The 24,939-nt window shown below is 59.8% G+C and carries 19 protein-coding genes; 13 read left to right on the top strand and 6 right to left on the bottom strand.

Going from position 1 to position 24,939, the window contains the following annotated elements; genetic code table 11:
• Positions 1-269 precede the first annotated feature (269 nt).
• From AB4N91_RS24065 to AB4N91_RS24055, 3 genes are all read left to right on the top strand, one after another.
• A complete protein-coding gene (locus AB4N91_RS24065; protein WP_145310244.1) occupies positions 270-3,545 on the top strand; it encodes a transglutaminase family protein in 3,276 nt (1,091 codons plus the stop codon).
• 88 nt (positions 3,546-3,633) lie between these two features.
• Positions 3,634-6,120, top strand: coding sequence for a circularly permuted type 2 ATP-grasp protein (locus AB4N91_RS24060; RefSeq protein WP_010464173.1), 2,487 nt, complete (start codon positions 3,634-3,636; stop codon positions 6,118-6,120).
• A complete protein-coding gene (locus AB4N91_RS24055; protein WP_460111831.1) occupies positions 6,120-7,010 on the top strand; it encodes a transglutaminase family protein in 891 nt (296 codons plus the stop codon). The genes AB4N91_RS24060 and AB4N91_RS24055 overlap by 1 nt, the downstream gene beginning before the upstream one ends.
• Before the next feature lie 222 nt (positions 7,011-7,232).
• Here the strand turns inward: AB4N91_RS24055 and AB4N91_RS24050 are convergent, their stop codons facing one another.
• Positions 7,233-7,421 (bottom strand): hypothetical protein, encoded by a 189-nt coding sequence (locus AB4N91_RS24050; RefSeq protein ID WP_007947526.1) that lies wholly within the window; start codon positions 7,419-7,421, stop codon positions 7,233-7,235.
• A 68-nt stretch (positions 7,422-7,489) separates the two neighbouring features.
• The gene (locus tag AB4N91_RS24045; RefSeq protein WP_010464168.1) at positions 7,490-8,077 is read right to left on the bottom strand and encodes an LOG family protein; all 588 of its coding nucleotides are present in this window, start codon (positions 8,075-8,077) and stop codon (positions 7,490-7,492) included.
• A gap of 344 nt (positions 8,078-8,421) precedes the next feature.
• On the opposite strand from AB4N91_RS24045, the gene azu reads away from it, so the two are divergent.
• Positions 8,422-8,868: an azurin gene (azu, locus tag AB4N91_RS24040; protein WP_010464166.1), complete on the top strand. Its 447-nt coding sequence runs from the start codon at positions 8,422-8,424 to the stop codon at positions 8,866-8,868.
• A gap of 178 nt (positions 8,869-9,046) precedes the next feature.
• Here the strand turns inward: azu and nadE are convergent, their stop codons facing one another.
• From nadE to AB4N91_RS24025, 3 genes are all read right to left on the bottom strand, one after another.
• Complete coding sequence (nadE, locus tag AB4N91_RS24035) at positions 9,047-9,874, bottom strand: ammonia-dependent NAD(+) synthetase (protein WP_010464159.1); 828 nt, start codon at positions 9,872-9,874, stop codon at positions 9,047-9,049.
• Positions 9,875-9,878: 4 nt separating this feature from the next.
• Complete coding sequence (gene pncB / locus AB4N91_RS24030; protein WP_010464157.1) at positions 9,879-11,114, bottom strand: nicotinate phosphoribosyltransferase; 1,236 nt, start codon at positions 11,112-11,114, stop codon at positions 9,879-9,881.
• 236 nt (positions 11,115-11,350) lie between these two features.
• A complete protein-coding gene (locus tag AB4N91_RS24025) occupies positions 11,351-12,256 on the bottom strand; it encodes a LysR family transcriptional regulator (RefSeq protein WP_083375171.1) in 906 nt (301 codons plus the stop codon).
• Between the two features lie 175 nt (positions 12,257-12,431).
• On the opposite strand from AB4N91_RS24025, the gene amaB reads away from it, so the two are divergent.
• From amaB to AB4N91_RS23985, 8 genes are all read left to right on the top strand, one after another.
• Positions 12,432-13,922, top strand: a complete 1,491-nt coding sequence (gene amaB / locus AB4N91_RS24020; RefSeq protein ID WP_010464154.1) for an L-piperidine-6-carboxylate dehydrogenase — start codon at positions 12,432-12,434, stop codon at positions 13,920-13,922.
• Positions 13,923-14,078: 156 nt separating this feature from the next.
• Positions 14,079-15,362, top strand: coding sequence for an L-pipecolate oxidase (amaA, locus tag AB4N91_RS24015; protein WP_010464152.1), 1,284 nt, complete (start codon positions 14,079-14,081; stop codon positions 15,360-15,362).
• 363 nt (positions 15,363-15,725) lie between these two features.
• On the top strand, positions 15,726-16,859 hold the full coding sequence (locus AB4N91_RS24010; RefSeq protein ID WP_010464151.1) for an ABC transporter substrate-binding protein: 1,134 nt from the start codon (positions 15,726-15,728) through the stop codon (positions 16,857-16,859).
• A 168-nt stretch (positions 16,860-17,027) separates the two neighbouring features.
• Positions 17,028-17,942, top strand: coding sequence for an ABC transporter permease subunit (locus AB4N91_RS24005; protein WP_010464150.1), 915 nt, complete (start codon positions 17,028-17,030; stop codon positions 17,940-17,942).
• A gap of 3 nt (positions 17,943-17,945) precedes the next feature.
• A complete protein-coding gene (livM, locus tag AB4N91_RS24000) occupies positions 17,946-19,229 on the top strand; it encodes a high-affinity branched-chain amino acid ABC transporter permease LivM (RefSeq protein ID WP_010464149.1) in 1,284 nt (427 codons plus the stop codon).
• Positions 19,226-20,101 carry an ABC transporter ATP-binding protein gene (locus AB4N91_RS23995; protein WP_010464147.1) on the top strand — a complete coding sequence of 292 codons (876 nt, stop codon included), beginning with the start codon at positions 19,226-19,228 and terminating at the stop codon, positions 20,099-20,101. Before livM ends, AB4N91_RS23995 begins: the two co-directional genes overlap by 4 nt.
• Entirely contained in the window at positions 20,098-20,814 is a 717-nt protein-coding gene (locus AB4N91_RS23990; RefSeq protein ID WP_077748934.1) for an ABC transporter ATP-binding protein, read from the top strand. The genes AB4N91_RS23995 and AB4N91_RS23990 overlap by 4 nt, the downstream gene beginning before the upstream one ends.
• An 841-nt stretch (positions 20,815-21,655) precedes the next feature.
• Complete coding sequence (locus AB4N91_RS23985) at positions 21,656-22,423, top strand: SDR family oxidoreductase (protein WP_010464142.1); 768 nt, start codon at positions 21,656-21,658, stop codon at positions 22,421-22,423.
• Positions 22,424-22,556: 133 nt separating this feature from the next.
• Here the strand turns inward: AB4N91_RS23985 and AB4N91_RS23980 are convergent, their stop codons facing one another.
• A complete protein-coding gene (locus AB4N91_RS23980; RefSeq protein ID WP_460111830.1) occupies positions 22,557-23,684 on the bottom strand; it encodes an AGE family epimerase/isomerase in 1,128 nt (375 codons plus the stop codon).
• 297 nt (positions 23,685-23,981) lie between these two features.
• Here AB4N91_RS23980 and AB4N91_RS23975 point away from each other — a divergent pair, with 297 nt between their 5' ends.
• Positions 23,982-24,929: an IS110 family RNA-guided transposase gene (locus AB4N91_RS23975; protein ID WP_042932411.1), complete on the top strand. Its 948-nt coding sequence runs from the start codon at positions 23,982-23,984 to the stop codon at positions 24,927-24,929.
• The last annotated feature ends 10 nt before the right edge of the window (positions 24,930-24,939 follow it).

Here is a 24,939-nt window from a genome sequence, read left to right as displayed (position 1 = left end):
TGATCGTTCCCACGCGCTGCGTGGTAATGCCCCAAGGGGCGCTCCGCGTCCAGTGACGCGGGGCGTCACGGACTGCATTCCCACACAGAGCGTGGGAACGATCGTAGGTATCTCGCCACATTTGCGTGCAATCCTCTCAAACCAATTTCCCGCATCGCCCGATTTTGGTGCTGTACTGCCTCAAGCAATCGAAGAAAGCGCCAGCGCTGCTGGATGGCATAAGTCTTGCGCGCTTTCCCAATACGCTTAAGGCTCGCAGGAGGCACGCCGTGTCGATTCATGTCGCATTGCACCACGTCACGCATTACCGCTACGACCGCGCCGTCGAGCTCGGTCCGCAGATCGTTCGCCTGCGCCCGGCCGCCCACAGTCGCACGCGGATTCTGTCCTATGCGCTGAAAGTCTCCCCCGAGCAGCATTTCATCAACTGGCAGCAGGACCCCCAGGGCAATTACCTGGCGCGGTTGGTGTTCCCGGAGAAAACCGCTGAGCTGCGCATCGAGGTCGATCTGCTGGCGGAGATGGCGGTGTTCAATCCGTTCGACTTCTTCCTTGAGCCCTACGCGGAAAAGATCCCGTTCACCTACGCCTCGGATGAGCGCAAGGAACTGGCGCCGTACCTGGAAACCTTGCCCCTGACGCCGAAGTTCAAGGCCTATCTGGACGGCATCGACCGCACGCCGCTGCCGAGCGTCGACTTCCTCGTGGCGCTCAATCAGCGCCTGAGCGAAGACATCGGCTACCTGATCCGCATGGAGCCAGGGGTGCAAACCCCTGAGCACACCCTTGAACATGCGTCCGGTTCCTGCCGTGACTCGGCGTGGTTGTTGGTGCAGTTGCTGCGTAACCTCGGGCTGGCGGCGCGCTTCGTCTCTGGTTATCTGATCCAGCTGACCGCCGACGTCAAAAGCCTCGACGGTCCCTCGGGCACGGAAGTGGACTTCACCGACTTGCACGCCTGGTGCGAGGTCTATTTGCCCGGCGCCGGCTGGATCGGCCTGGACGCGACGTCAGGGCTGTTTGCCGGTGAAGGACACATTCCGTTGGCGTGCAGCCCCGATCCGGGCTCTGCGGCACCGATCAGTGGCTTGGTGGAACCGTGCGAGTGCGAGTTCACCCACGAAATGTCCGTGGAGCGGATCTGGGAAGCGCCGCGAGTAACAAAGCCCTATACCGAAGATCAGTGGTTGGCGATCCAGGCGCTGGGGCGGCAGATCGATGCCGACCTGCTGGAGGGCGACGTGCGCCTGACCATGGGCGGCGAGCCGACGTTTGTTTCCATTGACGATCCGGACGGCGCCGAGTGGAACACCGCTGCACTTGGCCCGGACAAGCGTCGGCTGTCCGCCGAGCTGTTCCAGCGCATGCGCAAACACTACGCGCCCAAAGGCCTGGTGCATTTCGGTCAGGGCAAGTGGTATCCCGGCGAACAACTGCCACGCTGGTCGCTGAACTGCTACTGGCGGCGCGATGGCGTGCCGATCTGGCACAACAGCGCGCTGATTGCCGATGAGCAGGAAGACTACGGTGCCGATGGCGAACTGGCCGGGCGTTTTCTGTCGAGTGTCGCCGAACGCCTGAAAATTCCGACACGCTTTGTTTTCCCCGCCTACGAAGACAATTTCTATTACCTCTGGCGCGAAGGCACGTTGCCGCTGAACGTCAGCGCCGAAGACTCGCGTCTTGAAGAACCGCTGGAGCGGGCCCGCCTGCGTAAAGTCTTCAGCCAGGGCCTGGACAAGGTGATCGGTCAGGTCCTGCCGCTGGCGCGCACCGCCAAGGGTGATCAATGGCAGAGCGGTCGCTGGTACCTGCGTGACGAGCACTGCCGACTGGTGCCCGGAGATTCACCGCTGGGCTATCGGCTTCCTTTGGGCTCGCAGCCATGGGTAAAAGCGGCGGAGTATCCGTTCATCCATCCTAACGATCCGAATCAGGCATTCCCCTCGCTACCAGACACTCAGCAGTTGAACAGTCCGGGAGCACCGGCCGAAGCGGTCGAGCGGGAACTGAAAGTCGATGAATCCGCCGACTGGCTGACCCGCACCGCATTCTGCGCCGAGGCACGGGAAGGTCGGTTGTACCTGTTCATGCCGCCGCTGGAACGGGTCGAAGATTATCTGGAACTGGTCACCGCGATCGAGGCCACGGCGCAGGAACTGCATTGCCCGGTGCTGCTGGAAGGCTACGAGCCGCCGAGCGATCCGCGCTTGAGCAACTTCCGTATCACCCCTGACCCGGGCGTGATCGAGGTCAATGTGCAGCCGTCCGCCACGTGGGACGAGCTGGTCGAGCGCACCGAGTTCCTCTACGAAGAAGCGCGCCAGACCCGACTGACCACCGAGAAATTCATGATCGACGGCCGGCACACCGGCACCGGCGGCGGCAACCATTTCGTCCTGGGTGGCGCGACGCCGGCTGACTCACCGTTTCTGCGCCGTCCCGACCTGCTGCGCAGCCTGATCAGTTACTGGCATAACCACCCTTCCTTGTCCTACCTGTTTTCCGGCTTGTTCATCGGCCCGACGTCCCAGGCGCCGCGTGTCGATGAAGCGCGCAACGATGCCTTGTACGAACTGGAAATCGCCTTCGCCCAGATGCCGGAGCCGGGCGAGGAGTGTGCGCCGTGGCTGGTCGACCGGTTGCTGCGCAACTTGCTGATCGACGTGACCGGCAATACGCACCGCGCCGAGTTCTGCATCGACAAGCTCTATTCGCCGGATGGCGCGACGGGTCGGCTTGGATTGCTTGAGTTGCGCGCCTTTGAAATGCCACCGCATGCGCGCATGAGCCTGGCGCAACAGTTGCTGCTGCGGGCGCTGGTGGCGCGGTTCTGGCGCGAGCCGTATGCGCCGCCGAAACTGGCGCGCTGGGGCACTGAGCTGCACGACCGGTTCCTGTTGCCGCACTTTATCGAGCAGGATTTCGCCGATGTGATCGTCGATCTCAATGCCGCCGGTTATCCCGTGCGCGCAGAGTGGTTTGCCGCGCATCTGGAATTTCGTTTTCCCAAGGTCGGCGATTACGCCGTCAGCGGCATCGAGCTGGAAGTGCGTCAGGCGCTGGAGCCTTGGCATGTGCTGGGTGAGGAGGGTGCGGTCGGCGGCACGGTGCGCTACGTGGATTCGTCGCTGGAACGCTTGCAGGTGAAGCTCACCGGTCTGGCACCGCAGCGTTATTTGCTGACGTGCAATGGCGTTCCCGTGCCGTTGCAGCCAACCGGCCGCGTCGGCGAGTTCGTTGCCGGCGTGCGTTTCCGCGCCTGGCAACCGGCCAACTGCCTGCAACCGACCATCCCGGTCCACGCGCCGTTGGTGTTCGACCTGCTCGACACCTGGATGCAGCGTTCGCTGGGGGGCTGTCAATACCACGTCGCCCATCCGGGCGGGCGTAATTACGACAGCTTGCCGGTGAATGCCAATGAGGCCGAGAGCCGACGGATGGCGCGTTTTTTCCGCATCGGACACAGCCCGGGGAAACTTCCGATACCGATTCTGGAAATTAATGACGAGCTGCCGATGACGCTCGATTTACGACGTTTCTAAACCGTACACGACGCTCGGATTTTTCGTCTATCCGGGCGTCATGAGCCTGCGTTAGTCTGACCGTTCTTTGCTGTCTGCCGAGCTTTCCATGCCTGACCTGCTTGACCGCTACCCGCTGACGGCGGGCACTTATCACGAACTGCTCGACGACAGCGGCGCCGTGCGCCCGCACTGGCGCCGGTTGTTCGACCAATTGCAACGCAGCACGCCAGCGCAATTGGTGCAGCGTCAGGCTTTGTTGACCCGGCAGATCCAGGAAAACGGCGTGACCTACAACGTCTACGCCGACCCCAAGGGCGCGGATCGGCCGTGGGAGCTTGACCTGCTGCCGCATGTGATTGCGGCAGATGAGTGGCAGCAGTTATCGGCCGGGATTGCCCAGCGAGCTCGGCTGTTGAACGCCGTGCTGGCAGACCTTTATGGCCCGCAGCGATTGATTGCCGAAGGGCTGTTGCCGGCGGAACTGGTATTTGGCCACAACAATTTCCTCTGGCCCTGTCAGGGTATTACGCCGCCGGACGGGGCTTTTCTGCATTTGTACGCCGTGGATCTGGCGCGAACGCCGGACGGTCGTTGGTGGGTGACGGCGGACCGGACTCAAGCGCCTTCCGGTGCCGGTTATGCGCTGGAAAACCGCACCATCGTGTCCCGAGCCTTTCCCGAGTTGTATCGCGACCTGAAGGTGCAGCACCTGGCCGGGTTCTTCCGCACACTCCAGGAAACCCTCGTCCGCCAGGCGCCAAACGATGAAGACGCGCCACTGATCGTGCTGCTGACGCCGGGGCGTTTCAACGAAAGCTATTTCGAACATCTCTATCTGGCGCGCCAGCTCGGTTATCCACTGGTGGAAGGCGGCGACCTCACGGTGCGCGATGCCACGGTCTACCTGAAGACCCTCAGTGGCCTGCGTCGGGTTCACGCGATCATGCGTCGGCTCGACGATGACTTCTGCGATCCGCTGGAACTGCGTACCGACTCGGCACTCGGTGTGCCGGGCTTGCTCGAAGCCGTGCGGCAGGGGCGCGTGCTGGTGGCCAATGCCCTCGGCAGCGGAGTACTCGAGTCGCCGGGGTTGCTCGGCTTTTTGCCGAAGATCAATCAATTCCTGTTCGGCGAAGAACTGATCCTTCCGTCCATTGCGACGTGGTGGTGTGGCGAAGCGCCGGTGCTGGCCCAGGCGCTGGAGAAACTGCCGGAATTGCTGATCAAACCCGCCTTCCCGTCGCAAAGCTTCGCCCCTGTATTTGGCCGCGATTTGAGTGAAAAACAGCGTCAGGCCTTGGCTGAGCGCATGCAGGCGCGGCCTTATGCGTATGTTGCGCAAGAGTTGGCGCAATTGTCCCAGGCACCGATCTGGCAGGCCGAGGACGGTCAGCTGCAACCGCGAGCCATTGGGATGCGTATGTATGCGGTGGCCAGTCAAGACGGTTATCGGGTGTTGCCGGGCGGATTGACCCGGGTGGCCGCCGAAGCGGATGCGGAAGTGGTGTCGATGCAGCGCGGCGGTGCGAGTAAGGACACCTGGGTACTGGGGGATCGTCCGCCGAGCGGCGAGCAATGGAAAACCCAGCGCACGATCGGTGTGCATGACCTGGTTCGGCGCGATCCGTACCTGCCGTCGCGGGTGGTCGAGAACCTGTTCTGGTTTGGCCGCTATTGCGAACGCTGTGATGACAGCGCGCGATTGCTGCGGATCATGCTGGCGCGCTACGTCGATGGCGATGACCCGCAGGCCCTGGAAGCGGCGGTCGACCTCGGCGAGCGCCTCAATCTGTTGCCAGACGAAGGAGAGTTGCCCGAGCGGTTGTTGGCGGCGTTACTCGGCGATGATTGGCCCTTCAGCCTGCGCTCCAATTTGCAGCGCTTGCAGTGGGCCGCCTCGCAAGTGCGCGGCAAGCTCTCGCGGGAAAACTGGCAGGCGCTGGTGGAATTGCAGCGCGAAGCCATGGAGCTGGAAACCGAAGAGCCGGATTTCGGTGAGTTACTGGATTTCCTCAACCGGCTGGTGATGTCCCTGGCGGCACTGTCCGGTTTTGCCCTGGACGACATGACCCGGGATGAAGGCTGGCGTTTTCTGATGATCGGTCGGCGGATCGAGCGTCTGCAATTTCTCAGCGCCAGCCTGGCGGCGTTTCTGCGCGGTGCCGGTGCCTTCGATCAGGCTGGGCTGGAATGGCTGCTGGAACTGGGCAACAGCAGCATCACATACCGCTCGCGGTACCTGGCGGTGGCACAGTTGATTCCGGTGCTCGATCTTTTGCTACTCGACGAGCAAAACCCTCATGCGGTGCTGTTCCAGTTAAAACTGGTGACCCGCACCCTGAAACGCTTGAACGATGATTTTGGCGTGCCTCGCGAAGCCGGTCTGCCGCAACTGGTGGAGCGCCTGGCGCGGTTCGATCTGGGTTGCCTGGAGAATTCGTTGTTCGGCGAAGCCAGCGTTCGCGCCGCCATCAACGGTCTGGCCGATCTGCTGCAAGAGATCGCCGATGCCAGCGGGCAAGTGTCGGATCGTCTGGCCTTGCGCCATTTCGCCCATGTCGATGATGTCAGCCAGCGCACGGTGTCCGTCTGATGAGCGCCCGTTACCAGATTCTCCACGACACCCATTATCACTACGACAGCCCGGTGTCCCTGGCCCAGCAACTCGCGCACCTGTGGCCACGGGCCTGTGCCTGGCAACGCTGCATCGAACAACACTTGCAGATCAGTCCCGACCCGACCTCACGCCGGGATGAATTGGATGTGTTTGGCAATCCGCTCACCCGGTTGGCGTTTGAGCGGCCGCATGATGAATTGCTGGTCAACGCCCGGCTTACGGTCGAGGTGCTGGCCCGGCCAACGCTGGATTTCAATCAATCCCCCGCGTGGGAAGAAACCCGCAATGCGCTGACCTACAGCAGTCAGCCGCTTTCTACAGATTTACTGGAAGCGTGCCGTTACCGGTTTGAATCGCCCTATGTGCATCTGAAGCGCAACTTTGTCGAATTCTCGGAAAGCTGTTTTCCACCGGGACAGCCTTTGTTGCTGGGCGTCCAGGCGTTGATGGAGAAGATTTTCAGCGAATTCACCTTCGACGCCGAGGCGACTCAAGTGGCAACGCCGCTGGTGGAGGTGCTGGAGCGTCGGCGCGGGGTCTGTCAGGACTTCGCGCACCTGATGCTCGCTTGCGTGCGTTCCCGTGGACTGGCGGCGCGTTACATCAGCGGCTACCTGCTGACCCAACCACCGCCCGGCCAGCCACGACTGATCGGCGCCGATGCCTCGCATGCCTGGGTTTCGGTGTTTTGCCCGGTGCTGGGCTGGGTGGATTTTGATCCGACCAACAATGTGCAACCGGCGCTGGAGCACATCACCCTGGCCTGGGGACGGGATTTTTCCGATGTGTCGCCGTTGCGTGGGGTGATTCTGGGGGGCGGCAATCACGACCCCGAGGTCCGCGTCACCGTGATGCCCCTGGACTAACAAAATCCCCTGTAGGAGCGAGCCTGCTCGCGATTGCGGTGTGTCAGTCGATATGAATGTTGAATGACACACCGCAATCGCGAGCAGGCTCGCTCCTACAAGGGGTGGTGTAAGTCAGTTCGGGATGGGGTGTTTCAGATTGGCCTGTGAGGGTCAGCAAGGAACTGCTGACCCTGGACACAGATCCGGTGGGCCTGATCAGATCATCGGGCCCTGAGGGTCTCAGGCGTCGGGCGCCTGATCTTTCGGTGCTTCAGTTTCGTCTGTAGCCACTTCGCCTTCGGCATCCGGGTTCAGTGCTGCTGCTTCTTCTTCAGCTGTAGCTTTCTTGCGCTGAAGCTTTTCCTCTTTCTTCTGCTCCTTGGCCAAGTCTCTCTGACGTTTGGCGAAGGAATAATTAGGTTTAGCCATGGGCGATCCTCTGGGGTCGAAGGTGAGGTTGAGCGGCGCATATTCTGCCCTGTATCGGGACCGAGCCGTTAGCTGGGTTTTTGCTCTGTCCATTTGGGCACCACTGTCGGCTGCCAAGCGTCCAGCGCATCGATCAGGGTTTGCGGCGATTCGCTCACTTGCAGCATGTCACGGTGCGCTTCGCGAACGAAGCCTTCGCCGACGATATGATCAAGAAAACCGGTCAATTTGCTATAGAAACCGTTCACTTCCAGCAACCCGAGCGGTTTGCCATGGTAGCCGAGCTGGCCCCAGGTCCAGACTTCGAACAATTCTTCCAGGGTGCCCAGGCCTCCGGGCAGCGCGATGAAGGCATCGCTGAGCTCGGCCATTCGCGCCTTTCGCGCATGCATGCCGTCGACCACTTCCAGACGAGTCAGGCCGCTGTGGCCGATTTCCTTGTCTTTGAGGCTTTGCGGAATGATTCCGATCACTTCGCCGCCGGCCGCCAGTGCCGCATCGGCGACGATGCCCATCAGCCCGACGGCACCGCCGCCATAAACCAGGGTCAGCTTGCGCTCGGCCAGTGCTCGCCCGAGGGCGACAGCCGCTTCACGATAAGCCGGACTGGTGCCGGTGCTGGCACCGCAAAATACACAAACGGACGCTAAAGACATGCCTTACTCCACGGTCAGGATGGCCATAGAGTAAAGGCAGGCGGGCGGCGCTCCAAGGTCTAAACTTCGCGTTCAGGTGTTTCGTAGGTGCCGCTGGCGCCACAGGCATAAGCGGCGAGCAAACTGCGCAACAGGCTGTTAAATGACATGACAGGCGCTCCAGATCAGGGATGACGGCCTGATGATAGGGCCGGGCCAGACGTCTGGCTGGTAGATTGTTTCGATAGGTGTCATAGCCCGAAAGTTGTATACAATTTTTGATTCAGGTCATAGGAACTTGCGCAGTTTTCAGGCAGTCTTCTGTCCATTCGCACTTTTGTTAACCCCTGCCTTGGAGATTCACCATGTTTGCCAAACTTGTTGCGGTATCCCTGCTGACACTGGCCAGCAGCCAACTGATGGCTGCTGAATGCAAGGTCACTGTCGACTCCACCGATCAAATGTCCTTCAACACCAAGGCCATTGAAATCGACAAAAGCTGCAAGACCTTCACCGTCGAACTGACTCACTCCGGCAGCCTGCCGAAAAACGTCATGGGCCATAACTGGGTGCTGAGCAAAGAGGCTGACATGCAGCCGATCGCCACCGCTGGCTTGGCCGCAGGCATCGACAAGAACTACCTGCCGGAAGGTGATGCACGCGTCATCGCCCACACCAAAATCATAGGTGCCAAGGAAACCGACTCGGTGACCTTCGACGTGTCGAAGCTCGATGCTAACGAGAAGTACGGTTTCTTCTGCTCGTTCCCGGGCCACATCTCGATGATGAAAGGTACGGTTACCCTGAAGTAATCGATTCGAGTACATAAAAAAAGCGTCCCGATTGGGACGCTTTTTTTTGTGCCTGACGAAAGGCCGGGTCATCAATCATCGTCGGAACGCCGCCCGGAGCCGGCTCGCCCCACAGGTACAGTGTTGTCCTTGTGGGAGCGAGCCTGCTCGCGATGGCGTCAGTACAGGCGCCGCAGCTTCAAGGCGCGAACGGCATCACGCGCTTGTGATGGGTCTTTTTATACGTATCGCAAATAATCCTGAACGCTTCCTCACGCACCGGCTGGCCGTGCAGGAACGCGTCGATTTCGGCATAGGTCACGCCGTGGGACGCTTCGTCGGGTTTGCCCGGCGACAGGTCTTCAAGGTCGGCGGTCGGGATTTTTTCCACCAGCGATTCCGGCGCGCCGAAACTGCGGGCGATGTCTCGAACCTGGTTTTTCACCAGGCCACTCAACGGGGCGAGGTCGCAGGCGCCATCACCGAACTTGGTGAAGAAACCCATCACCGCTTCCGCCGCGTGGTCGGTACCGATGACCAGCCCGTGCGCCGCGCCGGCGATGGTGTACTGGGCGACCATGCGCATCCGCGCCTTGGTGTTGCCGAGCACGAAATCCACCGAGACGGCGTGCTTGCCTTCGAAGGCCGCCACTTCATTGGCCAGGGCTTTCACCGCCGGGCCGATGTTCACGGTGTGACGTTCGTCCGGGGCGATGAAATCCACCGAGGCCTGGGCATCGTGTTCATCGAACTGGGTTTCATAAGGCAGGCGCACGGCGATGAACTTGTAGCTTTTGTCGCTGGTTTGCTCGCGCAACTCACGCATGGCGCGTTGGGCCAGCAGGCCGGCGGTCAGCGAGTCGACGCCGCCGCTGATGCCGAGCACCAGGGTCTTGAGCCCGGAATTGACCAGGCAATCCTGGATGAAGCTGACCCGCCGGGCGACTTCGGCCTCGAGGGCTGCGTGGTCGGCGAATGGCGGCTGAACCTTGAGCTGCTCAGCAATCTCACGCTGTACGGCTTGCATGAATTCACTCCTTGCTAGTGGTGCCAGATGTGCTGGAAAGGGCGGCAGGTACTTTGAAAACGTGTCGCAAATAGGCGACGAAATTCGGGTCTTTGCAGTGAGTCTTGCCAGGCTCATCGGAAATCTTTGCCACGGGCTGGCCGTTGCAGGCCGCCATTTTAAGCACGATGCTCATCGGTTCGACACCCGGAATATCGCACGTCAGGTTGGTGCCGATCCCGAAGCTGACATTAATCCGACCGCGCAACGCCCGAAATATTTCCAGGGATTTTGGCAGCGTCAGGCTGTCGGAGAACGTCAGGGTCTTGCTCATCGGGTCGATGCCCAGCTTTTGATAGTGGGCGATCGCCTTTTCTGCCCAGATCACCGGATCGCCGGAGTCATGGCGCAGGCCGTCGAAGAGCTTGGCAAAGAACAGGTCGAAGTCGTTGAGAAAGGCATCCATGGTGATGCAGTCGGTCAGGGCGATCCCCAGCAGCCCCCGATACTCGCGCACCCAGCAATCGAGGGCGGCAATCTGGCTGTCGATCAGTCGGGGACCGAGTTGCTGGTGCGCCATGATCCATTCGTGGGCCATGGTGCCCAAAGGTTTCATGTCCAGTTCCCGTGACAGATGCACGTTGCTGGTGCCGACGAAACGCCCGGGGAAATCGTGCTTGAGCACGTTCACCACTTCTTCCTGCACGCGGAACGAGAAACGACGGCGTGTGCCGAAATCGGCTACCTGCAGTTCGGACAATTCGTCGCTGCTGGCGTTGGCGGTCAACCAGTCGAACTTGCGGTAGAGCTGCTCGCGAGCCTGTTCCAGAACAATTTCGCGGTAGCGATAGCGGTTGCGCACTTCGCTGACGATGGAAAGCAGCGGTACTTCAAACAGAATCACATGCAACCACGGCCCGCGCAGGCGAATGAACAGCTCGCCGTTTTCGATACCCGTGTGGACGTAACGCAGGTTGAAGCGGAACAGCCCGAGAAAGCGCAGGAAATCCGGCTTCATGAAGCTGATGCGTTCCATGAAGCTCAACTGGTCGGCGCTCAGGCTCAACTCGGCCAGGCGTTCGATCTGGAAGCGGATTTCTGCCAGATACGGGCGCAGATCCTCACTGTTACGGCAACGGAACTCCCATTCGACTTCCACGTTCGGGTAGTTGTGCAGCACCGCCTGCATCATCGTCAGTTTGTAGAAATCGGTGTCGAGCAGGTTCTGCACAATGCGATCGCCAAACACGCTCTCGCTCATAACGGGGTTCTCCAGGCGGGCCGCGGCCTGTGGTCGCGACGTTTCAGCTGTTTCTATGAATGGGGCTAGTGGCGCATATCAGAGGCAGTTATTGCCAGCGATTTTTTAGACAGTGCATATCCTTGTGGCGAGGGAGCTTGCTCCTGCTGGGGTGCGAAGCGCCCCCAATACAGGACTGCTGCGCAGCCCAACGGGAGCAAGCTCCCTCGCCACAAGAATTAGCCGGGGCTTCAAATCTACGGCGCATCCGGGCTGTCGATCTGCTCCAGCATCCACTTCACAAAATCGCGCACCTTGGGCACTTCCGCCGAGTGCTCGGGATACGCCAGGTAATAGGCATCCGTGCTTGGCATCGCGTGTTTCCAGGGGATAACCAGTTTGCCGTCCGCCAACTCTTCTTCCACCAAAAACCTTGGCAATAGCGCCACGCCGCAGCCGACCTGGGCGGCGCGGATGCACATATAAAACGTTTCGAAGCGCGGGCCGTGGTAGCTGTGTTCGGTGTGGTAGCCCTGACTGTCGAACCAGTCGTGCCAGGCCTGGGGCCGCGAGGCGTTTTGCAGCAGGACGAGGTCAGCGAGCTGCGTAGGGTCGGTGAACGGCGTGTCCGGCAGGCTGCCCGGCGCGCAGACCGGCACCAGCTCCTCGCCAAACAGCTTCAGGCATTCGGTGCCGGGCCGCGAGCCTTGGCCGAAGTAGAACGCCAGGTCGCTGCGACCTTGCAGCAAATCGTCGGCTTCCTGTTCGCTGCACAGGTCCAGATGGATTGATGGATGGCGCAGGCGCCAGCCTTTCAGGCGTGGCACCAGCCAGCGCGCACCGAAGGTCGGCGGCGTCGAAACCCGCAAGACTTCGGTTTCGCCGCCGTAGGAACGTAGGTAATGGGTCGACATCTCGACCTGGGTGAGGATTTTTCGTACTTCCACCAGGTACAAATCACCGGCCGGGGTCATTTGCAGACGTCGGCGCACCCGGCGGAACAGCAAGTGCTGCAACAACTCTTCGAGTTGCGCGACCTGTTTGCTGACGGCGCTCTGGGTCAGGTTCAGCTCTTCGGCGGCCCGGGTGAAGCTCAAATGCCGGGTCACGGCCTCGAAACACTGCAGTGCGGTGATCGACGGCAAATAGCGTTTATTCAGCATGGACGGTCCTTTTTCTTGTTTCTTTTACTGCCAGCAATTCAAAGCATGAATAAACGGAATGATATCTCTCTTAAAGGTCGTTTGTTGGGTAACCTCCGGGGAGCTAAAACTACAGGTCTGATCAGCCGTGAATGTCCGGCTGTACGTTTTCTGTTTTTTGCTCGAGGAGTGACCCATGGTTGCCGCATTGCTTGATCGTCTTGGTGTGAACCCGGCCCTGTACCAGAACGGCAAAGTGCCGGTGCATTCGCCGATCGATGGCAGCCGGATCGCTGCCGTGAACTGGGAAGGCGCCGCTGAAGTCGAGCAGCACATCAGTCGTGCAGATCATGCGTTCGAATTGTGGCGCAAGGTCCCGGCCCCGCGCCGTGGCGAACTGGTGCGTCAACTGGGCGACATCCTGCGCGAATACAAGGCCGACCTCGGCGAGCTGGTGTCCTGGGAAGCGGGCAAGATCACACAGGAAGGCCTGGGTGAAGTTCAGGAAATGATCGACATCTGCGATTTCGCCGTCGGCCTGTCCCGTCAGCTGTACGGCTTGACCATCGCGTCCGAGCGTCCTGGCCACCACATGCGCGAAACCTGGCACCCGCTGGGCGTCGTCGGCGTCATCAGCGCCTTCAACTTCCCGGTTGCGGTCTGGGCCTGGAACACCACGCTGGCGCTGGTCTGCGGCAACCCGGTGATCTGGAAACCGTCCGAGAAAACCCCACTGACCGCACTGGCCTGCCAGGCGCTGTTTGACCGCGTACTGAAGAACTTCAGCGACGCACCTCCACACCTCAGCCAAGTGATCATCGGCGGCCGCGATGCCGGCGAAGCGCTGGTCGATGACCCGCGTGTCGCGCTGATCAGCGCCACTGGCAGCACCCGCATGGGCCGTGAAGTGGCGCCGAAAATCGCCGCCCGTTTCGCCCGCAGCATTCTGGAGCTGGGCGGCAACAACGCCATGATCCTCGCCCCAAGCGCCGACCTGGACATGGCCGTCCGCGCCATCCTGTTCAGCGCCGTCGGCACCGCCGGTCAGCGTTGCACCACGTTGCGTCGCCTGATTGCCCATGAGTCGGTGAAGGAAGAAATCGTCACTCGCCTCAAGGCTGCCTATTCCAAGGTCCGCATCGGCAATCCGCTCGAGGGCAACCTGATCGGTCCGCTGATCGATAAAAACAGTTTCGAAAACATGCAGGACGCGCTGGAACAAGCCCTGAGCGAAGGCGGCCGGGTGTTTGGCGGCGAACGCCAGCTGGAAGACAAATACCCGAACGCTTATTACGTCTCGCCGGCCATCGTTGAAATGCCGGAGCAGAGCGATGTGGTCTGCAATGAAACCTTCGCACCGATCTTGTACGTGGTCGGTTACAAGGACTTCGACGAAGCGCTGCGTCTGAACAACTCGGTGCCACAAGGCCTGTCCTCGTGCATCTTCACCACCGACGTGCGTGAAGCCGAACAGTTCATGTCGGCGGTGGGCAGCGACTGCGGCATCGCCAACGTCAACATCGGCCCGAGCGGTGCGGAAATTGGCGGCGCGTTCGGTGGCGAGAAAGAAACCGGTGGTGGGCGTGAGTCGGGCTCCGATGCATGGCGCGGCTACATGCGCCGCCAGACCAACACCGTGAACTACTCGCTGGAGTTGCCGTTGGCGCAGGGTATTACGTTCGACTGATCCTCGAGTCGAACAGTGATCCCCTGTAGGAGTGAGCCTGCTCGCGATTGCGGTCTATCAGTCAACATAGATGTTGAATGTTAAATCGCTATCGCGAGCAGGCTCACTCCTACATTTTGAACTGTGTGTTGGTTAGGTTTCTGTTGGAGTCTGGCAATGCCGTTACGCGAAGAGTGTCTGTGGGAAAAACTGACGCCGCAAAGGCCCGACAATGCCGCGCTCAAGGGCGAAGTTACCGTCGATGTCTGCGTCATTGGCGCCGGTTTCACCGGCCTGTCGGCGGCGGTGCATCTACTTGAAAAAGGTAAAAAGGTCTGCGTGCTCGAAGCCCATCGCGCCGGTCACGGCGGTTCGGGGCGCAACGTCGGTCTGGTCAACGCCGGGATGTGGATTCCACCGGACGAGATCGAAGCCGGGTTCGGCGAAGCGGTGGGCAGTCAGCTCAATCGCATGCTGGGTGCAGCGCCATCGCTGGTGTTCAGCCTGGTCGACAAATACAACATCGATTGCCAGTTACGCCGCGAAGGCACGCTGCACATGGCGCACAACGCCCGTGGCGAAGCCGATCTGCGCAGTCGCGAAGAACAATGGAAACGTCGCGGAGCACCGGTCGAACTGCTGACCGGGCAATCCTGCGAACAAGCGACGGGTACAAAAAAGATTGCTGCCGCGCTGCTCGACAAGCGTGCCGGCACGATCAATCCGATGGCTTACACCACGGGGCTGGCCAAAGCGGCCATCAGCCTCGGGGGCCAACTGTTCGATCATTCTCCGGTGACCCGACTCGAACGTCAGGGCCAACGCTGGTCGGTGCAAACCGCTCAGGGATCAGTGCTCGCCGAGCAAGTGGTCATCGCCTCCAACGCTTATACCGAAGGTGACTGGACGGAGTTGCGGCGCAATTTCTTCCCCGGTTATTACTATCAAGTGGCGTCGGTCCCGCTGACTGAAGACGCCGCGCAGCAAATTCTGCCCGGCGGGCAGGGTTCCTGGGACACGCGCCAGGTACTGAGCAGTATTCGTCGCGACAAAGACGGCCGTCTGTTGCTGGGCAGCCTCGGTAACGGCAATCAGAAACCGGCCTGGTTCCTCAAGGCCTGGGCCGATCGGGTGCAGCAGCACTATTTCCCCTACCTCAAACCCGTGGAATGGGAATGCACCTGGACCGGTTGCATCGCGTTTACCCCGGACCATTTGATGCGTTTGTTCGAGCCGGCGCCCGGTTTAGTGGCAGTCACCGGTTACAACGGCCGGGGCGTGACAACGGGGACGGTGGTCGGCAAAGCCTTTGCCGATTATCTGTGTAACGGAAATCCTGAGGCGCTACCCATTCCCTTTGCCCCCATGCAGCCATTGGCCGGGGTGGGTTTGCGCAGTTGTTTGTACGAGGCCGGTTTCTCGCTGTATCACGCAGGCCAGTGCTTGCGGATCGTTATTTGATTGTTGAAATTTGTTGCTGGGAGCGGCGCTTTTTCGCGCAGCGACTAGCCTGTAAAAGGTGCGGGTTGTAGCAGTTCCGCACCAGCAGTGTGCACTTCGGTGACGCACGTTGTTACAGGCTGGTTGCACGTCGTTTGGCGCCGCGGTTGCAATGATGGCGCACGCGGGTTGCGCCTTTAAAAATAAATGGTTTCACCTTCTGCGGTTTAGACGGTTGCACGCCCAATGAAAATGGGATCGAAACAGTCGAAATAACAATAAAGCAGCGACTTTTTTCAGAATAAAAAACCGATGGCACGGCCCTTGCTCTGAGCATTCAGAGAAGTCGCAGTGCCAACTAAAAAAACCTTGGAGCACCACCTCATGTCCCAGACGTTTTACAAGAAAGGCTTTCTGGCCCTCGCAGTGGCAACTGCGTTGGGTGTTTCTGCGTTTGCACAGGCTGATGTGAAAATCGGTGTGGCGGGTCCGATGACAGGCGCCAACGCGGCATTTGGCGAGCAGTACATGAAGGGTGCACAGGCTGCAGCCGACGCGGTCAACGCGGCGGGCGGCGTTAACGGGGAAAAAATCGTACTGGTGAAGGGCGATGACGCCTGCGAACCGAAACAGGCTGTGACGGTCGCCAAGGACCTGACCAACCAGAAAGTCGCCGGCGTAGTCGGTCACTTCTGCTCCTCGTCGACCATCCCTGCCTCCGAGATCTACGACGAAGCGGGCATCATTGCAATCACTCCGGGTTCCACCAACCCAGCGGTTACCGAACGCGGCCTGAGTGCCATGTTCCGTATGTGCGGGCGTGACGATCAGCAAGGCATCGTGGCCGGTGACTACATCGTCGACGTGCTCAAGGGCAAGAAAGTCGTTGTCCTGCACGACAAGGACACCTACGGCCAAGGCCTGGCGGACGCTACCAAGGCCCAACTGGAAAAACGCGGCGTGAAGCCTGTGCTGTATGAAGGCCTGACCCGTGGCGAGAAAGACTTCAGCACCATCGTCACCAAGATCCGCGGCGCTGGCGCCGATGTCGTCTACTTCGGCGGTCTGCACCCGGAAGCCGGTCCTCTGGTCCGTCAACTGCGTGAGCAAGGCCTCAAAGACGTCAAGTTCATGTCCGATGACGGCATCGTGACCGACGAACTGGTCACCACTGCTGGCGGTCCGCAATTCGTTGACGGCGTACTGATGACCTTCGGCGCCGACCCACGCCTGCTGCCAGACAGCAAAACCGTGGTGGACGAGTTCCGCAAGAAAGGCACCGAGCCTGAAGGCTACACCCTGTACGCCTACGCTTCGGTCCAGACCCTGGCCGCAGCTTTCAACGGCGCCAAGTCCAACAGTGGCGAGAAAGCCGCCGAGTGGCTGAAGAAAAACCCGGTCAAAACCGTGATGGGCGAGAAGACCTGGGACGCCAAGGGCGACCTGAAAGTCTCCGACTACGTCGTTTACGAGTGGGACAAGGACGGCAAATACCACCAGCTGGAAAAACAGAAGTGATATGACCTGATCTGCCCGGTGCCTGTTGCACCGGGCAGTCTATGAACATGTCCGTGCAGTACCTGTCTTTTCTCGTAGAGCTGCACACAACCGTGTTGCCCCGGCGGCTGAACCCCGGTCCGTTGCACCCGGCTTCTGTGCAGTCTCTCAAATGCGTGAGATTGCGTTATGGATGGTATTTTCCTGCAGCAACTGGTCAACGGCCTGACCCTCGGGTCGGTCTATGGCCTGATCGCCATCGGCTACACAATGGTCTATGGCATCATTGGCATGATCAACTTCGCCCACGGCGAGGTTTACATGATTTCCGCTTACCTCGCGGCAATCAGTCTGGCTCTGCTGGCGTACTTCGGTATTGAATCCTTCCCGCTGTTGATGCTCGGCACCTTGATCTTCACCATCGTGGTCACGGCGGTGTATGGCTGGGTCATCGAGCGCGTCGCCTACAAGCCCCTGCGCAACTCCACCCGACTGGCACCGCTGATCAGCGCCATCGGGATTTCGCTGATCCTGCAAAACTATGCCCAGATCGCCCAAGGTGCCAAGCAACAGGGCGTTCCGACCTTGTTGACGGGGGCCTGGCGCGTCGAAATCGGCACCGGCTTCGTGCAGTTGACCTACACCAAGGTGTTTATCCTGATTGCCGCATTCGCCGGCATGGCCCTGCTGACCTACATCATCAAGTACACCAAGCTCGGCCGCATGTGCCGCGCCACCCAGCAAGACCGCAAGATGGCCTCGATCCTGGGGATCAACACCGACCGCGTGATTTCCTACGTGTTCATCATCGGTGCAGCGATGGCGGCCCTGGCCGGCGTGCTGATCACCATGAACTACGGCACGTTCGACTTCTATGCCGGCTTCATCATCGGCATCAAGGCGTTCACGGCCGCGGTACTTGGCGGCATCGGCTCGCTGCCTGGTGCGATGCTTGGCGGGATCATTCTCGGGATCTCCGAGTCGCTGTTCTCAGGTTTGGTCAACTCGGACTACAAAGACGTTTTCAGCTTCTCGCTGCTCGTTCTCGTTCTGGTCTTTCGGCCCCAAGGCCTGCTCGGCCGTCCTCTTGTGTCGAAGGTGTAAGCGATGTCTTCAACCACTAAAAAAACCATTGATCTCAAAAGAAGCCTGGTTGACGCGATTCTTGCCGGCCTTGTCGCCCTGATTGTGTTCGGCCCGATTGTCGGCGTGGTCCTCGACGGCTACGGCTTCAATCTGGAAACGACCCGGGTGGCCTGGATTGTCGCCATCGTCATGGCTGGCCGGTTTGCCCTGAGCCTGTTCCTGCAAACGCCCAAGGGACTGAAAATCCTTGAAGGATTTGAAAGCACTGGTTCCGGGGTTCATGTACTGCCGCCTGATTACAAATCCCGCCTGCGCTGGATCATCCCGCTGGTGATCCTCGTTGCCGTGGTGTTCCCGTTCTTCTCCAACTCCTACCTGCTGGGCGTGGTCATTCTCGGGCTGATCTACGTATTGCTCGGCCTGGGCCTGAACATCGTGGTCGGCCTGGCCGGCCTGCTCGATCTGGGTTATGTGGCGTTCTACGCCATCGGTGCCTACGGCCTGGCGCTGGGTTATCAATACCTCGGCCTGGGTTTCTGGACGGTGCTGCCGCTGGCGGCCATCACCGCGGGCCTTGCCGGTTGCATCCTCGGGTTCCCGGTGCTGCGATTGCACGGTGACTACCTGGCGATCGTGACCCTGGGATTCGGTGAAATCATTCGCCTGATCCTCAACAACTGGTTGTCCCTGACCGGCGGCCCGAATGGCATGGCGGCTCCGTTGCCAACCTTCTTCGGCCTCGAGTTCGGCAAGCGCGCGAAGGAAGGGGGCGTCCCGTTCCATGAATTCTTCGGCATCGCCTATAACCCGGACGTGAAGTATTACTTCATCTATGCAGTGTTGTTCCTGGTGGTGCTGGCCGTGCTGTACATCAAGCATCGTCTGGTCAAGATGCCGGTCGGCCGCGCTTGGGAAGCCTTGCGTGAAGACGAAATCGCCTGCCGCTCCATGGGCCTGAACCACGTACTGGTCAAGCTATCGGCGTTCACCATCGGTGCCTCGACGGCCGGCCTGGCCGGGGTGTTCTTCGCCACGTATCAAGGCTTCGTCAACCCGACCTCGTTCACCTTTTTCGAATCGGCGCTGATCCTCGCCATCGTGGTCCTCGGCGGTATGGGCTCGACCATCGGCGTGGTGATTGCAGCCTTCGTGCTGACCGTTGCCCCGGAACTGCTGCGCGGCTTTGCGGAATATCGCGTGCTGCTGTTCGGCGTGTTGATGGTGTTGATGATGATCTGGCGACCGCGCGGCCTGATTCGGATCAGCCGTACCGGTGTGACGCCGCGTAAAGGAGTAGCGCCATGAGCGAAGTCGTACTCTCGGTCGAGAAGCTGATGATGCACTTCGGCGGCATCAAGGCGTTGAGCGATGTCAGCCTCAAGGTGCATCGCAACTCGATCTTTGCCCTGATCGGCCCCAACGGCGCCGGCAAGACCACCGTGTTCAACTGCCTGACCGGTTTCTACAAGGCCTCCGGTGGCAGGATCGAACTCAATACCCGCGGCGAACGCACCGATGTCATCCAGCTGTTGGGCGAATCGTTCAAAGCCACGGATTTCGTTTCGCCGAAAAGCTTCATCACCCGGATGCGCTACAAAATGTTCGGCGGCACCCACCTGGTGAACCGTGCCGGGCTGGCGCGCACCTTCCAGAACATTCGCCTGTTCAAGGAAATGTCGGTACTTGAAAACCTGCTGGTAGCCCAGCACATGTGGGTCAACCGCAACATGTTGGCCGGCATCCTCAATACCAAGGGCTACCGCAAGGCCGAAAGCGACGCGCTGGACCACGCCTTCTACTGGCTGGAAGTCGTGGACCTTGTGGACTGCGCCAACCGTCTGGCCGGTGAACTGTCCTACGGCCAACAGCGCCGCCTGGAAATCGCCCGGGCCATGTGCACCCGGCCGCAGATCATCTGCCTCGACGAACCGGCGGCCGGCCTCAACCCTCAGGAAACCGAAGCGCTGAGCGCGATGATCCGTCTGCTGCGCGACGAGCACGATCTGACCGTGGTGCTGATCGAACACGACATGGGCATGGTAATGAGCATTTCCGACCACATCGTGGTGCTGGACCACGGCGTCGTCATCGCCGAGGGCGGACCTGAAGCGATTCGCAACGACCCGAAAGTGATTGCGGCCTATCTGGGCGCTGATGAAGAGGAAGTGGTGCTATGAGTCAACCCATCCTCGAACTCAAGGATCTGGATGTGTTTTACGGGCCGATCCAGGCTCTGAAAAAAGTCTCGCTGCATATCGAAGAAGGTGAAACCGTCAGCCTGATCGGCTCCAACGGCGCCGGTAAATCGACCTTGCTGATGTCGATCTTCGGCCAGCCGCGAGCGGCTAGCGGGCAGATCATTTATCAGGGCGTGGACATCACCCACAAGTCGTCGCACTACATCGCGTCCAACGGCATCGCTCAGTCGCCTGAAGGCCGACGGGTGTTCCCCGACATGACCGTCGAGGAAAACCTGCTGATGGGCACCATCCCTATCGGTGACAAGTACGCTTCCGAGGACATGCAGCGCATGTTCGAGTTGTTTCCACGGCTCAAGGAGCGCCGTAACCAGCGGGCCATGACCATGTCCGGCGGTGAGCAACAGATGCTCGCCATCGCTCGTGCGTTGATGAGTCGGCCCAAGCTGCTGTTGCTTGATGAACCGAGCCTTGGACTGGCGCCGATCGTGGTGAAACAGATCTTCGCGACCCTGCGGGAACTGGCGAGTACCGGCATGACCATCTTCCTGGTCGAGCAGAACGCCAACCACGCGTTGAAGCTGTCGGACCGGGCATACGTGATGGTCAACGGCGAGATCCGAATCACGGGCACCGGCAAGGAGCTGCTGGTCAACGAGGAAGTGCGTAACGCCTATCTCGGCGGGCACTGACACGCTGCCGAAATATCCACAGCCCCGACGAGCAATCGCCGGGGCTTTTTTACACCTCGAATACACCACGAATCCCCCTGTGGGAGCGAGCCTGCTCGCGAAAGCGGAGTGCCAATCGACAGGTGTTCAATGGCCCACCGCTTTCGCAAACAGGCCCGCTCCTGCAAGGGCCAAGTGTGCTTTCCGGAAATTGTGGAAAACAATATTCACAAGCTCTCAAAGCGCGACATAAAGCCGCTGCAAATAGTTGTTTTGTCACGCTTTTGACTTGTCCCCGTTTACTGTGGAGCTGGCTGTGAATAACGTGGGAGTAGCTGTCTGAGAGCCTTTGAATCCGTGGCTTGCAGCGATGTGGTTGTTTTTTGATCAGGCGTTTTTGCTTGACCCGGAACAGGCTTTGTCAACCTTTTTGTTGGATGGCAAAGTGGCTGGAAATGCAATGGGCCAGCCTGTGGATAAGTCTGTGGTTAAACTCTGGAAAGACTCGGCTGAGGGCCGTAGTTACTGGCTTGGCGCCATCGTCGGTTTGCCCATCACATCGTGCAAAATGCCATGGGCTACACAGCTGGTACCCGAGGGTCAAGCAAAAAACTTTGTAATCTACCCGCAAAGCCTTGTGGATAGCGGCTTGCAGCTTTTCCACTTGCCCCCGGAAACTGTGGACCGGCCTGTGGATAAGGTGCGTGTACATGGCTGCAAGCCACGGTGCCTGTGGCTTTGGAAGGACTGGTTGTTTTTTGTACAGTTTTTGCGGCGGTTGCCGCTGTGGGCAAGGCCGGGCATGCTGCCAGCTGATTTTCTATTCCAATGGCTGTCGATCAGCCGAAGCAAGGAGAACACGATGTCCAACACCCTGTTTATTACCGGCGCGACCTCTGGTTTTGGTGAAGCCTGTGCCCGTCGTTTTGCCGAGGCCGGCTGGAAACTGGTGCTGACAGGCCGTCGTGAAGAACGCCTCAATGCCCTGTGCGCCGAGTTGTCGAAGCAGACCGAGGTGCATGGCCTGGTGCTCGACGTGCGTGATCGCAAGGCCATGGAGGAGGCGATCGCCAACTTGCCGCCGTCCTTTGCCAAGCTGCGCGGGCTGATCAACAACGCCGGTCTGGCGCTGGGCGTTGACCCGGCACCGAAGTGCGATCTCGACGATTGGGACACCATGGTCGACACCAACATCAAAGGCCTGATGTACGCCACTCGCCTGCTGTTGCCACGCCTGATCGCCCACGGCCGCGGTGCCGGTATCGTCAACCTCGGCTCCGTCGCCGGCAACTATCCGTACCCGGGCAGCCATGTTTATGGTGGGACCAAAGCATTCGTTGGCCAGTTCTCGCTGAACCTGCGTTGCGACCTGCAAGGCACTGGCGTGCGTGTCAGCAATATCGAGCCGGGCTTATGCGAGAGCGAGTTCTCGCTGGTGCGTTTCGCCGGTGACCAGGAGCGCTACAACGCGACCTACGCCGGTGCCGAGCCGATCCAGCCGCAGGACATCGCCGATACCATTTTCTGGGTGCTTAATGCCCCGGCGCACATCAACATCAACAGCCTGGAGTTGATGCCGGTGAGCCAGACGTGGGCCGGGTTTGCGATTGAGCGTAATGCCAAGGGTTAAGACCGCATAACGGCTTTCGCGGGCACGCCGCGCTCCCACAAGACTTGTGTTGAATCGTGATTTCGCGAACGACAAAAAACCTGTGGGAGCGGCGGTGCGGCGATCCGAATTGCCCGCGATAGCTATCTGTCAGTCAGCCGAGATAATCGACCAGCCCTCGATAGCAAGTGGCCAAGTGATAAGGCGTGGTCGATGGCATGTCCTTGCGGCTGACTTCGCCCTGCTCGTCGCGACATTCATACCACCCTCCCGCATGCAAAAAGCGTTGCTGCAATGCCTGCAATTGGCGTTGCACCGAGCCTTCGCTATTTGGACGCAAGGTCAGCGCGCGCAGGTATTCAGCCTGGGCCCAGATGCGTTGAGTGGCATCCTTGGCAGAGCCATTCAGATCGAGCATCGCCGTCACCGCACCCGTTTGTGGATCAACGCCCAGTTGTTCGGTGAGTACAAACGCGCGCTCCAGCGAAGCATGCAGTTTTGAGCCGTGCAGCAGTGGCGAAGACTCCAGCAGGAAATACCACTCGAACTGATGCCCCGGTTCAAACCAGTTATCCACAGCGCCCAGCGGTTTTTCCATCAGCACGCTATGGTGCGGGTCAATAAAACGCTTCTGCATGGCTGTGCATAACTCGACCAGCGCGCGCTGTACGGCGATGTCTTCTCGCACCGACAGGGTCGCGAGGAAAGCTTCGGCCAGATGCATCAAGGGATTTTGCAGGGGGCCGGAGTCGAGCGAGGACCAGTCGCGGTCGAGGCTGGCTTCGTACAGGCCGTCGCCTGTGGCGAAGCGCTGCGCCAACACTTCCAGTGTCGCGTTGAGGACCGATTCCACCAGCGGCTCGCGCACCTTGCCCCAGTAATGGGCGCAGGCGAACAGGATAAAGGCGTGGGTGTAGAGGTCTTTGCGCTGATCCAGTGGCGCACCTTGCGGGTCGATGCTGTAGAACCAGCCGCCGTGCTCGGCGTCGTGAAAATGCTGTTGCAAGGAACGGAACAGCGCCGCAGCGCGTTCCTCGGCGGCCGGCACCTGGCCGATCAGGCTGGAAAACAGATACAGCTGCCGCACGCAGGCCATCGCTCGATAGCGTTGGGGCGACAGCGGTTGATGCCCGGCGTCCAGCGCTTCATAAGGCAACGCCATGTCGGCATTCCAGCCGGGGCCTTGCCAGAGCGGCACGATCACGTCCTGGAAATGCTGTTGCACCGAGGCGAACAGAGCGGTCAATTCAGGCTGGGAGGCAGAGCGGGAAACAGGCGGCATTGGCTGGCGTCGTCACGGCAGGGTTGATTGCGCGACATGTTAGCAGGCCTGAGAGATGCGGTGTCTGTCAGGCCGTCTTCGCGAGCAGGCTCGCTTGTATGGTAGGACTTGAAGGGAGGAGGAGGGACAAGGCTCGATTCTGACTGTTGACGCAGTACAGACTGTGGGAGATTTCGCCCCTCCTCCTTTCACCCAAGCGCCGATAAAGAATGCATCTGGCTAGACCGACGATAGGAACAAGCCTGCGCCTCTGGGTGAGCCCTTCAAGTGCTCAAACCTTATCTCGGAGGAAATCCTATGGCAATGCCGGTCTCTCTATCAAAACCGATCGTGGGCGTGGATGTCGCCAAGAATGAACTGGTGATTTATCAGGCTGATAACGATTTGCTTAAAGAGATTCCCAACACTAAAACATCCATCAAGCAGTGGCTGAATACGTTGCCGGGGACGGTGGCTATTGCCATTGAGGCGACCAACATCTATCACCTGGACTTTGCTGATCTGGCCTATGAGGCCGGATGTGCGATTTACATGGTGGGAGGCTATGAACTCAAACATTATCGCGAAGGCGTGAAAATCCGCGCCAAAACCGACGCGCTGGACGCCAAGTTGCTGGCCCGTTACCTGAAGAACGAAGCCGAGGAGTTGCGCCCTTGGACCCCTCCATCACCGCTGTACCGCCAGCTCCTGAGCCTCTTCCGCCGCCGGGCTGCCTTGGTCCAGGCTAGGGTTGGCCTGGTGCAGAGTTGGTCGAATGAGCCGCTGCTGAAAGCGGCTTTTGCAGAACAAGTGAAGTCCATGCAGCAGCTTGAAACGCTGATCGAAAAGACGATCAACGATCAGCTCAAAGAAGCCGGTTTACTCGGTCAACTGAAACGTTGCCTGAAAGTTGAAGGCATTGGATTTTTGACTGGGGCTCGCTTGATAACTGCATTTCAGCGCGGGGATTTTAGAAACGCGGATGCGTTTATCGCCTTCCTGGGCATGGATTTACGGGTGTCTAAATCAGGACAGAAGGACGGTCGCCGCAGTTTGACCAAGCGCGGTGACCCCGAGGCCCGCCGGCTTCTGCACAATGCAGCGATGTCGGCTAGCCGTACGAAAGCCTGGAAAGGGTTTTACGAAGCCCAAAGAGCCCGGGGCTTCAGCACCACTGAGGCGCTGGTGATGCTGGCTCGCAAGCTTGCGCGGGTGGCATTCGCCTTGCTGAAAGGGCAAAGCGAATATCAGTCAAAGGTCAGTTGAGGGTTTCCCC

Source organism: Pseudomonas sp. H3_D04 (genome assembly GCF_054669175.1).
Note: the sequence above shows the minus strand (reverse complement) of the source record. Positions and strands in the feature narration are given on the sequence as shown.

Coding starts and splice junctions, on each gene's coding strand:
- AB4N91_RS24060 (WP_010464173.1), top strand. CDS start 3,634: ATGCCTGACCTGCTTGACCGCTACCCGCTGACGGCGGGCACTTATCAC.
- AB4N91_RS24005 (WP_010464150.1), top strand. CDS start 17,028: ATGGATGGTATTTTCCTGCAGCAACTGGTCAACGGCCTGACCCTCGGG.
- AB4N91_RS24045 (WP_010464168.1), bottom strand. CDS start 8,077: ATGTCTTTAGCGTCCGTTTGTGTATTTTGCGGTGCCAGCACCGGCACC.
- AB4N91_RS23980 (WP_460111830.1), bottom strand. CDS start 23,684: ATGCCGCCTGTTTCCCGCTCTGCCTCCCAGCCTGAATTGACCGCTCTG.
- amaB (WP_010464154.1), top strand. CDS start 12,432: ATGGTTGCCGCATTGCTTGATCGTCTTGGTGTGAACCCGGCCCTGTAC.
- amaA (WP_010464152.1), top strand. CDS start 14,079: ATGCCGTTACGCGAAGAGTGTCTGTGGGAAAAACTGACGCCGCAAAGG.
- pncB (WP_010464157.1), bottom strand. CDS start 11,114: ATGAGCGAGAGCGTGTTTGGCGATCGCATTGTGCAGAACCTGCTCGAC.
- livM (WP_010464149.1), top strand. CDS start 17,946: ATGTCTTCAACCACTAAAAAAACCATTGATCTCAAAAGAAGCCTGGTT.
- AB4N91_RS24010 (WP_010464151.1), top strand. CDS start 15,726: ATGTCCCAGACGTTTTACAAGAAAGGCTTTCTGGCCCTCGCAGTGGCA.
- AB4N91_RS24025 (WP_083375171.1), bottom strand. CDS start 12,256: ATGCTGAATAAACGCTATTTGCCGTCGATCACCGCACTGCAGTGTTTC.
- AB4N91_RS23985 (WP_010464142.1), top strand. CDS start 21,656: ATGTCCAACACCCTGTTTATTACCGGCGCGACCTCTGGTTTTGGTGAA.
- azu (WP_010464166.1), top strand. CDS start 8,422: ATGTTTGCCAAACTTGTTGCGGTATCCCTGCTGACACTGGCCAGCAGC.
- AB4N91_RS24055 (WP_460111831.1), top strand. CDS start 6,120: ATGAGCGCCCGTTACCAGATTCTCCACGACACCCATTATCACTACGAC.
- AB4N91_RS23975 (WP_042932411.1), top strand. CDS start 23,982: ATGGCAATGCCGGTCTCTCTATCAAAACCGATCGTGGGCGTGGATGTC.
- nadE (WP_010464159.1), bottom strand. CDS start 9,874: ATGCAAGCCGTACAGCGTGAGATTGCTGAGCAGCTCAAGGTTCAGCCG.
- AB4N91_RS23995 (WP_010464147.1), top strand. CDS start 19,226: ATGAGCGAAGTCGTACTCTCGGTCGAGAAGCTGATGATGCACTTCGGC.
- AB4N91_RS24050 (WP_007947526.1), bottom strand. CDS start 7,421: ATGGCTAAACCTAATTATTCCTTCGCCAAACGTCAGAGAGACTTGGCC.
- AB4N91_RS23990 (WP_077748934.1), top strand. CDS start 20,098: ATGAGTCAACCCATCCTCGAACTCAAGGATCTGGATGTGTTTTACGGG.